Genomic DNA, 12,977 nt, shown 5'->3' with positions numbered 1-12,977 from the left:
GTCAGCGCCAGCGCTGGCTGCGCCCGCGCGCCACCAGGAAGATGACCAGCGGGATCAGCAGGAACGGCGGGAAGAACCGGAACACGAGCGCGCCGACCAGCACCAGCCCCACCGCGACGACCGGCAGCACGAGGTCGGACGCCCGCCGCGCGGGCGGCGGCGGGGGCGGCGCGAGCGGGGCCGGGGCCTGGCCGAACAGCGGCCGGGGCTCGGGCAGGTCGGCGAACAGCGCGGCGATGTCGCCCCGGGTCCTGGCCGTGGCCACGTGCGCGGAGCGCTCGCCGTACTCGTCGACGGAGAGCCTGCCCGCGGCCATGTGGTCGCCCAGCGAGCGCAGCGCGGACTCGCGCTCGGCGTCGCCGACGCGCAGGTCCTGCCACGGAGTGGGGCTCACGTCCCCGATCGTACGGAACCGGACGCTGAGATCCCTCTCAGTCCTTGATCTCGCAGATCACGGTTCCGGTGGTCACCGAGTCGCCCGCGGCGACGCCGAGGCCGGTCACGGTGCCCGCCTTGTGCGCGGTGACGGGGTTCTCCATCTTCATCGCCTCCAGCACGACGATCAGGTCGCCCTGGGCGACCTGCGCGCCGTCCTCCACCGCGACCTTGACGATGGTGCCCTGCATCGGCGCGGCCACCGCGTCGCCGGACGCCGCGACGCCGCCCTTGCCGCCCGCGCGCCTGCGCGGCTTGGCCTTGGCCGCGGCGCCGCCGCCGGAGCCGCCCAGCGAGAGCGTGCCCGGCAGGCTGACCTCCAGCCGCCTGCCGCCGACCTCGACGACGATGTTCTGCCTCGGCTCGGCCTCGGCGGCGTCAGCGCCGCCGGTGAACGGCTCGACGGTGTTGTCCCACTCGGTCTCGATCCACCGGGTGTGGACGGTGAAGTCCTCGGCGAAGGCCGGGTCGCGCACGATCGCCCGGTGGAACGGGGTGACCGTGGCCATGCCCTCGACCACCAGCTCGTCCAGCGCGCGCCGGGCCCGCGCCAGCGCCTCGTCCCGGTCGGCCCCGGTGACGATCAGCTTGGCCAGCAGCGAGTCGAACTGCCCGCCGATGACGGTGCCGGACTCCACCCCGGAGTCCACCCGCACGCCGGGGCCCTCGGGCGCGACCCACCGGGTCACGGTGCCGGGCGCGGGCAGGAAGCCGCGACCGGCGTCCTCGCCGTTGATCCGGAACTCGATGGAGTGCCCGCGCGGCGTCGGGTCCTCGGTGAAGCGCAGCTTCTCGCCAGCGGCGATGCGGAACTGCTCGCGGACGAGGTCGATGCCGGTGGTCTCCTCCGAGACCGGGTGCTCGACCTGCAGCCGGGTGTTGACCTCCAGGAACGAGATCGTCCCGTCGAGGCCGACGAGGTACTCGACGGTGCCCGCGCCGGAGTACCCGGCCTCCTTGCAGATCGCCTTGGCGGAGGCGTGGATCGAGGCGCGCTGCTCGTCGGTGAGGAACGGCGCGGGGGCCTCCTCGACCAGCTTCTGGTGACGGCGCTGCAGGGAGCAGTCGCGGGTGCCGACGACGATCACGTTGCCGTGCTTGTCGGCCAGCACCTGCGCCTCGACGTGGCGCGGCTTGTCCAGGTACCGCTCGACGAAGCACTCGCCCCGGCCGAACGCGGTGACCGCCTCGCGCACCGCGGAGTCGAACAGCTCCGGGATCTCCTCGATCGTGCGGGCGACCTTGAGCCCGCGCCCGCCGCCGCCGAACGCCGCCTTGATCGCCACCGGCAGCCCGTGCTCCTGGGCGAAGGCGATGATCTCGTCGGCGCCGCCGACCGGCTCCTTGGTGCCGGGCACCAGCGGCGCGCCCGCGCGCGTCGCGATGTGCCGCGCGGTCACCTTGTCGCCGAGGTCGCGGATGGCCTGCGGGTCGGGACCGACCCACACCAGCCCGGCGTCGATCACGGCCTGGGCGAACTCGGCGTTCTCGGAGAGGAAGCCGTAGCCGGGGTGGACGGCGTCGGCCCCGGACTGCTTGGCGGCGGCGAGCACCTTGTCGATGGACAGGTAGCTCTCGCCCGGCGTGCTGCCGCCCAGGGCGAACGCCTCGTCGGCCAGCCGCACGAACACCGCGTCGCGGTCGGGGTCGGCGTAGACGGCGACACTGGTCAGCCCGGCGTCCCGGCAGGCCCGGATGACCCGGACGGCGATCTCGCCCCGGTTCGCGATGAGGACCTTGGTCAGGGCCTTGGACACGCCGTTCCTCCTAGATGTCGCGCGGGCTGTGGGGCAGTTTACGGACCTGCGCCCTTCCGGGAACCGAGAGCAACCCCACACTCGGCAAGTAATGTCCCTCTTACGGAGTAGTGCCCCGAGGGGAGGTGACCCGGCTGTGGCGAGGCGCACGCCCCGGACCGTCCTGGTGACGGCGACGCTCGGCGCGCTCGTCTTCGCGGGCGCGGTGGCGGGCGCCGCCCTGACCCGGACGGACCCCGCGCCCACGCCCCCGCCCTCGGCCGCGGGGACCACCGCGCCCGCGACGACGTCCGACCCGAGGGCCGACGGCTGCCTGCGCGAACCCTGCCGCGTGCTGCGAACGGCGACGCTGGGCGACACCCGCGTCGAACTGGTCGCCGACTCCGGCGCCAAGACGGGGCGGCTGCGCATCGGCGGGCCGGGGACGAGCAGGGTGATCGAGATCGGCGAGATCGGCGTGCTGCTGCCCGAGGGAGCGCTGCAGTGCTACCCGGCGTCGATCTCGGCATGTCTGGTGCGCGCGGAGGGCACCCGGGGTCAGACGGGGAAAGTCGTGGTAGGACGGTCCGGCAAGTGGAGCTCGTTGGAGCGCGCCTATCTGTCGACCGCGGGTTACATCGTGCTGAACAACATCGTGGCCGACTCGGGCCCGGAGGTCGTCACGGCGCAGTGCTCGTCGGAGTCGTGCGGCACAGTGCACGCGCAGGTGTTCACGTTGGTCGGGTCGACGGTGGGCTGCACGCGGGGGTACTCGTCGGTGGAGGCGCTGCCGGGGTACCCGGCGGTCGAGGTCGCGGCGAGCAGGCTGCGGCCCTGCGCGTGAGAACGGCCGCCCCTCCCGTGGAGAAGGGGCGGCCGTCGCGATCAGGTCAGGCCGGGACCGGGGTCCGCGCCTGGTGCTCCTCCAGCAGCGGCGGCTCGCTCGGCTCGTTGAGCACGTCGTCGTCGAGCATCCCCTCGCCCCTGGCGACCAGGACCGGGACCGTGATCTGCCCGGCGACGTTGGTCGCGGTGCGGATCATGTCCAGGATCGGGTCGATGCCGAAGACGATCGCCACGCCGGTCGCGATCAGCTCCGGCGGCAGGCCGATGGTGCTCAGGGTGAGCGTCAGCATGGTGAACCAGCCGGTGGTGCCCGCCGTGGCGAAGGCGCCGAACACGGCGACGGCGACGATGCCGACGTACTGCCAGAAGCTCAGCGAGTACCCGAAGATGTTGGCGATGAAGATGGTCGCGATGGCCGGGTACAGCGCGGCGCAACCGTCCATCTTGGTCGTCGTGCCCAGCGGGACCGCGAAACCGGCGTAGCCCGGCTCGACGCCGAGGTTGACGGCGGTCTGGCGGCTCAGCGGCAGCGTCGCGCCCGATGACCGGGACACGAACGCGAACTGCAGCGCCGTCCACGCCTTGCCGTAGAAGGCGAGCGGGCTCACCCGGCCGACGAACTTCAGCAGGATCGGGTACACGACGAAGAGGATCACCGCGCAGCCGATGTAGATGACCGCGATCAGCGACAGCAGCGGCTTGACGAACTCGTTGCCGTAGGTGGCGAACGCGTTGCCGATCAGGCCGAGGACGCCGATCGGCGCCAGCCGGATGATCCAGCCCAGCAGCTTCTGGATGATGTCGAACACCGCGCGGTTGACCGAGACGAACGGCGCGGCGCGGTCGCCGAGCGCGAAGGTCGCCATGCCCACCAGCACGGCGACGAACACCACCTGGAGCACCTCGCCCTCGGAGAACGCGGCGAAGATGTTGCTCGGCACGAGTCCGTTGAGGATGGTCAGCCAGTCGCCCTGGTCGCGCGCGGCCAGCTTCTCCACCGCCTCGGCGCTGGGGGTGACGGTCACGCCGCTGCCCGCGCCGGAGATCAGCCCGATGGCGATGCCCAGGAGCACCGCGATCAGCGAGGTGATCCCGAACCACATCAGCGTCTTGCCGCCCAGCCGCGTCGCCGTCCGCGCCCCGCCGAGACCGCGCAGGCTGGTGAAGCCGACCACGATGGCGGTGAAGACCAGCGGGATGACGGTGAACTGCAGCAGGGACGTGAAGACCGAGCCGATGGTGTCGAGCGTGGTGACCAGCCACTCGGCCTCGGTCGCCTTGGCGACGACGCCGAGCACGGCGCCGATGACGAGACCGGCCAGCACGGCCAGGCCGAAGTACAGGGTGCGCCGGTTGCCGGATCGCGGCGGGGCGGCTGTGGACATGTCGATACTCCAGGGGATGCGCGAGGGCCGGTGCGGTTGTGGGCAGGGCTCAGCGCCGACACAGCGAGCTGGCCTGCCGCCGCAGATCGACGTGCAGGCGCTCGGTCAGCGCGGTGACACGAATGGACCTCATCACCTGCATCCAACCAGCGACCTGCGCGAATCCTTCCCCGCCGAACGGGTGACCGGGGTTACCCGGCCGGGTGTCCACATGCCGGGAGCAGCGGGGTGAGCCCGCTCACCTGGCCGTCCACAGGGACGTGACGGAGACGCCGAGGTCGGCGAGCAGGCGGCGGACCAGGGGCAGGCTGATGCCGACCACGCTGGAGGGGTCGCCGTCGATGCCGTCGACGAACCAGCCGCCGAGCGCGTCGAGGGTGAAGGCGCCCGCGACCTTGAGCGGCTCGCCGGTGGCGATGTAGGCGTCGATCTCGTCCTGGGTCGGGCGGCCGAAGCGGATCAGGGTGCGCTCGGCGCCGGTGGCGGTCGCGGTCACCGCGCCGTCGCGGACGCGGAGCAGGGCGTGGCCGGTGAGCAGGTCGCCGGTGCCGCCCGCCATCCTGGCCCAGCGCTGCCGGGCGATCTCGGCGGTGCCGGGCTTGCCGACCAGCTCGCCGTCGAAGTGCAGCATCGAGTCGCAGCCGATGACCAGCGCGTCGGCGAACTCCCCCGCGACCTCGCGGGCCTTCGCCTCGGCCAGGGCGGTCACCACGGTGTCGGGCTTGGCGTCGCCGAGGCTGGCGATGATCGCGTCCTCGTCCACCCCGGAGACGCGCACCTCGGGATCGGCGCCCGCGGCGCGCAGGACGCCGAGGCGGGCGGGGGACTGGGAGGCGAGTACGAGCAGCACGGTCGGCAATCCTAAGGTCTGCGGCTCAGCACGGGCGTCCGCAGGCCCGACGCGGCGACCATGCCCAGGACCAGCACGACGACCGGCAGCACCAGCGTCGCCTTCGCCGCGTTGGTGAACCCGAGGTTGAACGCGTCGGTGGCCAGGTCGCGCACGCGTTCGGCGATCGAGGGCGACCAGTCGGCCGGGACCGGCGGGCCCTCCCCGCCGAACTGGCTGGCGGTGTTGGCCGCCTCGCTGATCCGCCGGACGAACTCGTCGGCGTAGCGGCTGGGCAGCAGCTCGGCGTACTCGCGCGCCGCCGCGGGCACCGTGAGGCTCAGGCCCAGCTGCAGCAGCACCCCGGTCGACGCGGACCCGAGCACGCCGCCGACCTGGCGGGAGGTGTTGAACACCCCGGAGGCCGCGCCCGCCAGCTCGGGCGAGAGGCCGAACGTCGCGGCGGCGGTCAGCGGCGAGAACACCAGCCCGATGCCCGTCCCGGCCACGACCAGCCCGGGGACCAGCGCGAGCGGGGCGGTGTCCGGCTCGGCCTGGACCGCCAGCACGACGACCCCGGCGGCGAGCGCGGCCAGCCCGGACGTCACCAGCGGCCGGGCGCCCACCCGGGCGACCAGCTTCCCCGCCGCGATCGCCGCGAGGCCCGCGCCGACGGCCATCGGCGCGCACAGCAGGCTGGAGGCCAGCGGATCCATTCCGAGCACGGTCTGCACGTAGATGACCAGCGGCAGGAACATGCCGGTGGTGGCGAACCCCAGCGCGGCGTGCGTCAGGTTGGCAGCGCCGAAGACGCGGTTGTCGAACAGCCGCATCGGCACCAGCGGCGCGGGCGCCCGCCGCTGGTGGATGAGGAACCCGCCGAGCAGCAGCAGCCCGATCGCGATGACGTACACGATGCCGCTGGCCCACTGGTAGTGCTGGCCGTTCTGCACGCCGAACACGAGGGCGGCGAGCCCGGCTGAGGCGAGCACGGCGCCGAGGGTGTCGAACCGCATCCGGCTGTCGGGCCGCCAGTCGGGCAGCATCAGCGCGCCGACCAGCAGCCCGGCGACGCCGATGGGCAGGTTGAGCAGGAAGATCCACTCCCAGCCCGCGTGCTGCACCAGCAGCCCGCCCGCGACCGGCCCGGCGATCGTGGCGACCCCGGACACCGCGCCCCACACCGCGATCGGCACCGCGCGCCGCTCGGGCGGGAACAGCCGGGTGATGAACGCCAGCGTCTGCGGCGTCATCAGCGCGGCCCCGAGCCCCTGCACCGCCCGCGCCGCGATAAGCGAGCCCGCCGACGTCGCCAGCCCGCACCACAGCGACGCGGCCAGGAACAGCCCGAGCCCGACGAGCAGGACCCGCTTGGGCCCATACCGATCCCCCAGGCGGCCGGTGATCAGCAGGGGGACGGTGTTGGCCAGCAGGTAGACGCTGTTGACCCAGATGACCTGGTTCAACGTCGCGTCCAACCCGGTCAGGATCGCCGGGACCGCGACGGTGACGATCGTGGAGTCCAGCATCACCAGGAAGAAGCAGGCGCACAACGCCGCCAACCCCACCCACGGCCGCTCCCGCGCCATCACCGCTGACCAGCGCCTTTCGTGGCGGTGGAATATTCGGTGGACACTCTGAACGCGTGTTCGATAGCGTTGTGTTGTGGGGGCTCGCCCCCGGGTGGGCGGGGTTGTGTCTTGGTGTCTGCCTCGGGGTCTGTCCGCGGTGGACGCACGGCTGGGAGGGTACGGGGCGCGGCGGGCGGCTGTGGGGTGACCAGGGGATGTGGTGCCCGTTGGTATCCGGCTTGGTCTAGGCCCTCGGGGCGTTGCGTTGCTGGCGGGGGTGCGCTCCCCTCGTCCTGGCCGTCTTTAACCCTGGGAGGGCGGAGTAAAGGGCGCCTTCGGCGTCGCTGCGCGACAGGCTTCGCCTGCCCTTGACACCGCCCTCCCAGGGTTAAAGACGGCCAGGACGAGGGGGGCAAGGGGGAAGAGCGGTCGACTGGAGGGGGGAGCATGGTGTTCGCGCTCCAGCGGACCCTGTGCCCCTTAACACCATCCCGTCAGTGGCGTGGTTAGTGCGGTAGGCCGGAGGCGCGCCAGGCGCCGGGGCCTGGGTCGAGGGGGCGGCGGGTTTGGGTGACGCGGGCCGACCACGGGGACGCTGGGGTGGGTGCCGAGTCGCCGTCTCCGGAGGCGGCCGCCAGGATGACGGCGGTGAGGGCGGCCAGTTCCTCCGGGGACGGGGTGCCGCGCACCACCCGGAACAGGGGTTCGGTCACAGCGGGATGTTCCCATGCTTCTTGGGCGGCAGGTTCTCGCGCTTGTCGCTGAGCATGCGCAGGGCGCGGGCGACGTAGCCGCGGGTGTGGGACGGGGGGATGACCGAGTCCACGTAACCGCGCTCGGCGGCGACGTACGGGTTGAGCAGTGTCTCCTCGTACTCGCGGTCGAGCTTCGCGCGCAGGGCGTCGACGTCCTCGCCCGCTTCCATGGCCGCCTGCAGGGTCCTGCGGTGCAGGATGTTCGAGGCGCCCGACGCGCCCATGACCGCGATCTGGGCGGTCGGCCAGGCCAGGTTGACGTCCGCCCCGAGGTGCTTGGAGCCCATCACGTCGTACGCGCCGCCGTAGGCCTTGCGGGTGATGACGGTGACCAGGGGGACGGTCGCCTCGGCGTAGGCGTAGATCAGCTTGGCGCCGCGCCGGATGATGCCGCCGAACTCCTGGTCGGTGCCGGGCAGGAAGCCGGGCACGTCCACGAAGGTCAGGACCGGGATGTTGAACGCGTCGCAGGTGCGCACGAACCGCGCTGCCTTCTCCGAGGCGTCGATGTCCAGGCAGCCCGCGAACTGGGTCGGCTGGTTGGCCACGACGCCCACGCTGCGGCCCTCGACCCGGCCGAAGCCGACGACGATGTTCGGCGCGAACAGCGGGTGCACCTCGAGGAACTCGCCCTCGTCGACGACGCGGGTGATGACCTCGTGCATGTCGTAGGGCTGGTTCGCCGAGTCCGGGATGAGCGCGTCGAGTTCGAGGTCGGTCGCCTGCACGTTCTCCGCGACCGAGCCCTCCTCGGCGAACCCGGGGAAGACCGGGGCCTCGGAGAGGTTGTTCGACGGCAGGAAGGACAGCAGCTCCTTGACGTAGGAGATCGCGTCCTCCTCGTCGGCGCCCATGTAGTGCGCGACGCCGGACTTGGTGTTGTGCGTGCGCGCGCCGCCCAGCTCCTCCAGCGTCACCTCCTCGCCCGTCACCGTCTTCACGACGTCGGGCCCGGTGATGAACATCTGCGAGGTCTTGTCGACCATCACGATGAAATCCGTGAGCGCGGGTGAGTAAACGTGCCCGCCCGCGTTGGCGCCCATGATCAAGGAGATCTGCGGCACCACACCGGAGGCGCGCACGTTGCGGGTGAAGATCTCGCCGTAGAGGCCGAGGGAGACCACGCCCTCCTGGATGCGCGCGCCGCCGCCCTCGTTGATGCCGATGATCGGGCGGCCGGTCTTGATGGCCAGGTCCATGACCTTGACGATCTTCTCGCCGTAGACCTGGCCCAGCGAGCCGCCGAACACGGTGACGTCCTGGCTGAACACGCACACCGGGCGCCCGTCGACCGTGCCGTAGCCGGTCACGACGCCGTCGCCGTAGGGCCGGTTCTTCTCCAGCCCGAAGTTGGTCGACCGGTGGCGCGCGAGCTCGTCGAGCTCGACGAACGACCCGGGGTCGAGCAGCAGGTCGATCCGCTCGCGTGCGGTCATCTTGCCCTTGGCGTGCTGCTTCTCCACCGCACGCGCGGAACCTGCGTGCACGGCCTCGTCGTAGCGGCGGTACAGGTCCGCCAGCTTTCCCGCCGTGGTGTGGAGGTCCGGCTCCTCGGCCTGCACCCGCCCAATCGGCTCGGTCGCGCTGCTCATGGGTGGACACCCTAGCGACGCGACGCCGATCAGGGGCTTAGGCGTAGCTCACATCACCGGGTGAAACAGCGGTGATGTCGGCGCGCCCGAACGTCACGAGGAACGGCCCGTCGACGCCGTCGACCTCCAGGTCCACCGTGATCCCGTCGGCGACGCGGACGACCGTCCCCGCCACCTCCCCGCACCCGAGCGGGGCGATGACCCGGCTCCCCACCTCGATCTCGTCGGCCATGCCGTCCCCTTCCCTCCCGTGTTGTCCCGGCGTGACCGTATCCACGCCATTGGTGAAGTTCCTTCGGGTGACGGTTGACCTCCAGCGCACTGGAGGTAGCACGCTGACCGCGCCCGGCGCGCCGTTCACAGCTCCGACCGGCCGCCGGGCACCCGCACCTCTACCCTGGCCCCATGGCCGCTCTCGACGCCGACGCCCTGCGCGCCGCCCTGGTCGACCACGACGGGCCGTATGCCGCCCTCGACGTCGTCCCCACGACCGGCTCCACCAACGCCGACCTGATGGCGCGGGCGGGCGAGGCCGCCGACCGGACGGTCCTCATCGCCGAGGAGCAGACCGACGGCCGCGGCCGCCGCGGCCGGGAGTGGGTCTCCCCGCCGGAGTCCGGGCTCTACGTCAGCGTCCTGCTGCGCCCGGACGGCGTGCCGACGCCGAAGCTCGGCGCGCTGTCGCTGGTCGCAGGCGTCGCGCTCATCCGCATGGCCAGGCACATGGGCGTGATGGCCGCCCTGAAGTGGCCCAACGACCTGCTCATCGGCGCGTCCATGGCCAAGGCGGCTGGCATCCTCGCCGAGGTGGCCGCCACCGAGCCGCCCGCCGTCGTGGTGGGGGTCGGGGTCAACGTCGGGCGGCTGCCGCGCGAGGTGCCGCCGGGGGCGGGCGGGCTGCCCGCCACGTCCTTCCAGCAGGAGGGCGCGACCGCCGACCGCGCCGAGGTCGCCGTCGCGCTGCTGCGCTGCTTCGCCGAGGTCGAGCGGTCCTGGCGCGGCGCGGGCGGCGACCTGGCCACCTCCGGGCTGCTCGCGGAGTACCGCGCCAACTGCGCCACGCTCGGCCAGCGCGTGCGCGTCGAGCTGCCCCAGGACTCCGCGCGGCAGGGCCTCGCCGTCGAGGTCGACGGCGACGGACAGCTCGTGGTCGACGTGGACGGCACGGCCCGGACGATCTCGGCCGGGGACGTCGTCCATCTTCGCGCTCTGGCGTAGTCGGCAGCGGTACGGTTACTCCGTCAAGCCGCGAACGGAGGGACCACCGTGGCCTACCCCGACGACCTGCTCAGCGACGGCGAGGCGGTCGTGCTGCACAAGCACCCGCACTGGAAGATGCTGCTGGTGCCCTACCTCGCCCTGGTCGTCATCCTCGGCCTGGGCATCTGGGGCGCCATCCTGGTGCAGGACCTGTCCTGGGCCATGATCGCGTGGATCATCATCGGCGCGCTGGCGCTGATCCTCACCATCTGGCTGTTCATCGTGCCGTTCCTGCGCTGGCGCACGACCCACTTCATCGTGACCACCGATCGGGTGATGGCCCGCGAGGGCATCGTCACCCGGACGGGCATCGACATCCCGCTCTCGCGCATCTCCAGCGTCCGCTTCGAGCACGGCCTGATCGACCGCGTCGTGGGCTGCGGGACGCTGATCATCGAGTCGAGCGCGCAGGAGCCGCTGGAGTTCGACGACATCCCGAACGTGGAGAAGGTGCACACGCTGCTCTACCGCGAGGTCAACGACAACCCCTACGACGACCACAAGGCCATCGATGGGCGCGCGTGAGGTCGGGCTTCCCCAGGTCGTCGCCGCGGACCTGCCGGAGCGGGTCACGATCTGGGAGGTCGGGGCCCGCGACGGCCTGCAGAACGAGCAGGCGGTCGTGCCCGTCGACGTCAAGGTCGAGTTCCTCGCCCGGCTGGCCGACGCGGGCCTGACCACCTTGGAGGCGACCAGCTTCGTGCACCCGAAGTGGGTGCCGCAGCTGGCCGACGCCGCCGACGTGCTGGCGCGGCTGTCCCCTGTGGACGGTGTGCGCTACCCGGTGCTCGTGCCCAACGAGAAGGGCCTCGACCGCGCGCTCGAGGCCGGGGTCCGGCACATCGCCGTCTTCGGCAGCGCCACCGAGACCTTCGCCCAGCGCAACCTCAACCGCTCGCTGGACGAGCAGTTCGCGATGTTCGAGCCGGTCGTGGCCCGCGCGGTCGCCGAGGGCCTCGACGTGCGCGCCTACGTCTCGATGTGCTTCGGCGACCCGTGGGAGGGCCCGGTCCAGCCCGCCCAGGTCGCCGCGGTGGGCGCGCGGCTGATGGCGATGGGCTGCTCGCAGCTGTCCCTCGGCGACACGATCGGGGTGGCCACCCCCGGCCACGTCGAGGCCGTGCTGCGCGCGGTGACCGAGGTCGGCACCCCGATCGACGCGGTCGCCGTCCACTTCCACGACACCTACGGGCAGGCGCTGTCGAACACGCTGGCCGCGCTGCGCCTCGGGGTGACCACAGTGGACTCCAGTGCAGGCGGGCTCGGCGGCTGCCCCTACGCCGAGTCCGCGACCGGCAACCTGGCCACCGAGGATCTGGTGTGGATGCTCGACGGCCTGGGAATTCACACCGGTGTCGACCTCGACAGGCTGGCCGACACCAGTGCGTGGATGGCGACGGTGCTGGGGCGCCCCAGCCCGTCACGGGTGGTCCGCGCGCTGCGCGGGTGAGCGGTTACGACCAGCGGTGCGCGACGTCGACGACGATGCGCGAGCCGCTGCCCGGGCCGTCGAGGACGAACACCCGGAACGGCAGCCGGGCGCGCACGCCCAGCCCGATCGTGGTCTGGCCCTCGAACGACCCGGCCCACGCCACCTGGCGGAAGGTGTCCCACCCGGCGACGTTGACCAGCTCGCGGCGGTTGGCCGGGGTGTAGGTCGGGTTGCCCGCGCTGTCGTAGGCGGGCGCGATGGCGACGACCTGCAGTTTCGCGCCGCCGCGCAGCGGGACGACGGCTCCGGAGCCGTCCTCGGTCACCTCGTCGACGTAGCGGACGTTGAAGCCGTCCGCGCCCGGCGAGCGGATGTCGATCACCAGGCGGTCCCAGCACTGGTGCCTGCCGCCCCGGACGTTGGTGAGCGCGGCGGTCTCGGTGGGCGCCGCCGTCTTGGGCAGCGAGCCCCAGGAGATGCCGCAGTAGCCCTGCGTCGCCGTCGCGGCGGACGAGCCCGCCACCGTCAGCGTCGCGGCCACGCCGAAGGCCGCCAGCATGGCGGCGGCCCGTCTGGCCCAGGTACCTCGCATCACAATCCCCTCCCTGGGATTGATGGGTTCGTGACTGCTGTCACGTAGGAGGAGACGTGCGGGCGCCCCGCCGGTTGTCAGCTGGTGGGGGCGGGCCCGATTCCGTTGCACGGCCGTGTCCTGAGGTCGGCCACGTAGTCGCTGGGCGCGCCCGCGGCCTCGGCGGCGTCGGCGATCACGCCGAGGTAGCGCGCCGAGGGCAGGCCGCCCTCGTAGTCGTTCAGGACGTAGAGCCAGGCCAGGACCGAGCCCTCCATGGTCTGCACGCGCAGCCTGATCTTGGAGTGGAAGCCCATCTCGGCCCCCTCCCACTGGTCCAGGTTGTTCTCGTCGTCCTCGACCACGTCGTAGATGACGACGAACACCTGGGAGTCGGGGTCCTCGACGATCGTGGAGAGCGCGCCCTCCCAGCCGAGGTCCTCCCCGCCGAAGGTCAGGCGCCAGCCGACCAGCCACCCGGAGCCCACCATCGGCGAGTGCGGGGCGCGCTTCATCATCTGGGCCGGGTCCATGTTCGACCCGTAGGCGGCGTAGAGCGGCACGC

15 protein-coding genes are annotated in these 12,977 nt (G+C 72.2%); 4 read left to right on the top strand and 11 right to left on the bottom strand.

Annotated elements, in window-relative coordinates; all coding sequences use genetic code 11:
- Position 1 precedes the first annotated feature (1 nt).
- Complete coding sequence (locus IEY98_RS09000; RefSeq protein ID WP_189209742.1) at positions 2-394, bottom strand: DUF1707 SHOCT-like domain-containing protein; 393 nt, start codon at positions 392-394, stop codon at positions 2-4.
- Positions 395-431: 37 nt separating this feature from the next.
- The gene (locus IEY98_RS08995; RefSeq protein ID WP_189209741.1) at positions 432-2,192 is read right to left on the bottom strand and encodes an acetyl/propionyl/methylcrotonyl-CoA carboxylase subunit alpha; all 1,761 of its coding nucleotides are present in this window, start codon (positions 2,190-2,192) and stop codon (positions 432-434) included.
- Between the two features lie 136 nt (positions 2,193-2,328).
- Between IEY98_RS08995 and IEY98_RS08990 the strand changes: the two genes are divergently transcribed.
- Complete coding sequence (locus IEY98_RS08990; protein WP_189209740.1) at positions 2,329-3,015, top strand: hypothetical protein; 687 nt, start codon at positions 2,329-2,331, stop codon at positions 3,013-3,015.
- Positions 3,016-3,061: 46 nt separating this feature from the next.
- On the opposite strand, the gene IEY98_RS08985 is transcribed toward IEY98_RS08990, so the two are convergent.
- The 7 genes from IEY98_RS08985 to IEY98_RS08960 form a co-directional block, all read right to left on the bottom strand.
- Positions 3,062-4,402, bottom strand: coding sequence for a dicarboxylate/amino acid:cation symporter (locus tag IEY98_RS08985; RefSeq protein ID WP_189209739.1), 1,341 nt, complete (start codon positions 4,400-4,402; stop codon positions 3,062-3,064).
- 49 nt (positions 4,403-4,451) lie between these two features.
- On the bottom strand, positions 4,452-4,535 hold the full coding sequence (locus IEY98_RS33360; RefSeq protein WP_373292360.1) for a putative leader peptide: 84 nt from the start codon (positions 4,533-4,535) through the stop codon (positions 4,452-4,454).
- Positions 4,536-4,640: 105 nt separating this feature from the next.
- Positions 4,641-5,252 (bottom strand): Maf family protein, encoded by a 612-nt coding sequence (locus IEY98_RS08980; protein ID WP_189209738.1) that lies wholly within the window; start codon positions 5,250-5,252, stop codon positions 4,641-4,643.
- A gap of 11 nt (positions 5,253-5,263) precedes the next feature.
- Entirely contained in the window at positions 5,264-6,820 is a 1,557-nt protein-coding gene (locus IEY98_RS08975; protein ID WP_189209737.1) for a DHA2 family efflux MFS transporter permease subunit, read from the bottom strand.
- Positions 6,821-7,308: 488 nt separating this feature from the next.
- Complete coding sequence (locus IEY98_RS08970) at positions 7,309-7,515, bottom strand: acyl-CoA carboxylase subunit epsilon (protein ID WP_229786694.1); 207 nt, start codon at positions 7,513-7,515, stop codon at positions 7,309-7,311.
- Positions 7,512-9,149, bottom strand: a complete 1,638-nt coding sequence (locus tag IEY98_RS08965) for an acyl-CoA carboxylase subunit beta (RefSeq protein WP_189209736.1) — start codon at positions 9,147-9,149, stop codon at positions 7,512-7,514. Before IEY98_RS08965 ends, IEY98_RS08970 begins: the two co-directional genes overlap by 4 nt.
- A gap of 37 nt (positions 9,150-9,186) precedes the next feature.
- The gene (locus IEY98_RS08960) at positions 9,187-9,381 is read right to left on the bottom strand and encodes a hypothetical protein (RefSeq protein WP_189209735.1); all 195 of its coding nucleotides are present in this window, start codon (positions 9,379-9,381) and stop codon (positions 9,187-9,189) included.
- 173 nt (positions 9,382-9,554) lie between these two features.
- On the opposite strand from IEY98_RS08960, the gene IEY98_RS08955 reads away from it, so the two are divergent.
- Genes IEY98_RS08955 through IEY98_RS08945 form a run of 3 tightly spaced genes read left to right on the top strand, consistent with a single transcriptional unit; the run spans position 9,555 to position 11,859 of the window.
- The gene (locus tag IEY98_RS08955) at positions 9,555-10,367 is read left to right on the top strand and encodes a biotin--[acetyl-CoA-carboxylase] ligase (RefSeq protein WP_189209734.1); all 813 of its coding nucleotides are present in this window, start codon (positions 9,555-9,557) and stop codon (positions 10,365-10,367) included.
- Positions 10,368-10,415: 48 nt separating this feature from the next.
- A complete protein-coding gene (locus IEY98_RS08950; protein WP_189209733.1) occupies positions 10,416-10,934 on the top strand; it encodes a PH domain-containing protein in 519 nt (172 codons plus the stop codon).
- Complete coding sequence (locus IEY98_RS08945) at positions 10,921-11,859, top strand: hydroxymethylglutaryl-CoA lyase (protein WP_189209732.1); 939 nt, start codon at positions 10,921-10,923, stop codon at positions 11,857-11,859. The genes IEY98_RS08950 and IEY98_RS08945 overlap by 14 nt, the downstream gene beginning before the upstream one ends.
- A gap of 4 nt (positions 11,860-11,863) precedes the next feature.
- Here the strand turns inward: IEY98_RS08945 and IEY98_RS08940 are convergent, their stop codons facing one another.
- Both IEY98_RS08940 and IEY98_RS08935 read right to left on the bottom strand, forming a co-directional pair.
- Positions 11,864-12,433: an AMIN-like domain-containing (lipo)protein gene (locus IEY98_RS08940; RefSeq protein WP_229786693.1), complete on the bottom strand. Its 570-nt coding sequence runs from the start codon at positions 12,431-12,433 to the stop codon at positions 11,864-11,866.
- Between the two features lie 77 nt (positions 12,434-12,510).
- Positions 12,511-12,975 carry a gamma-glutamylcyclotransferase gene (locus IEY98_RS08935; RefSeq protein WP_189209731.1) on the bottom strand — a complete coding sequence of 155 codons (465 nt, stop codon included), beginning with the start codon at positions 12,973-12,975 and terminating at the stop codon, positions 12,511-12,513.
- Between the last annotated feature and the right edge of the window lie 2 nt (positions 12,976-12,977).

This window comes from Actinokineospora fastidiosa (assembly GCF_014648415.1).
In the GTDB taxonomy this organism is placed as follows: domain Bacteria; phylum Actinomycetota; class Actinomycetes; order Mycobacteriales; family Pseudonocardiaceae; genus Actinokineospora; species Actinokineospora fastidiosa.
The sequence above is the reverse complement of the archived record's forward strand: the minus strand, read 5'-3'. Positions and strand labels throughout refer to the sequence as shown.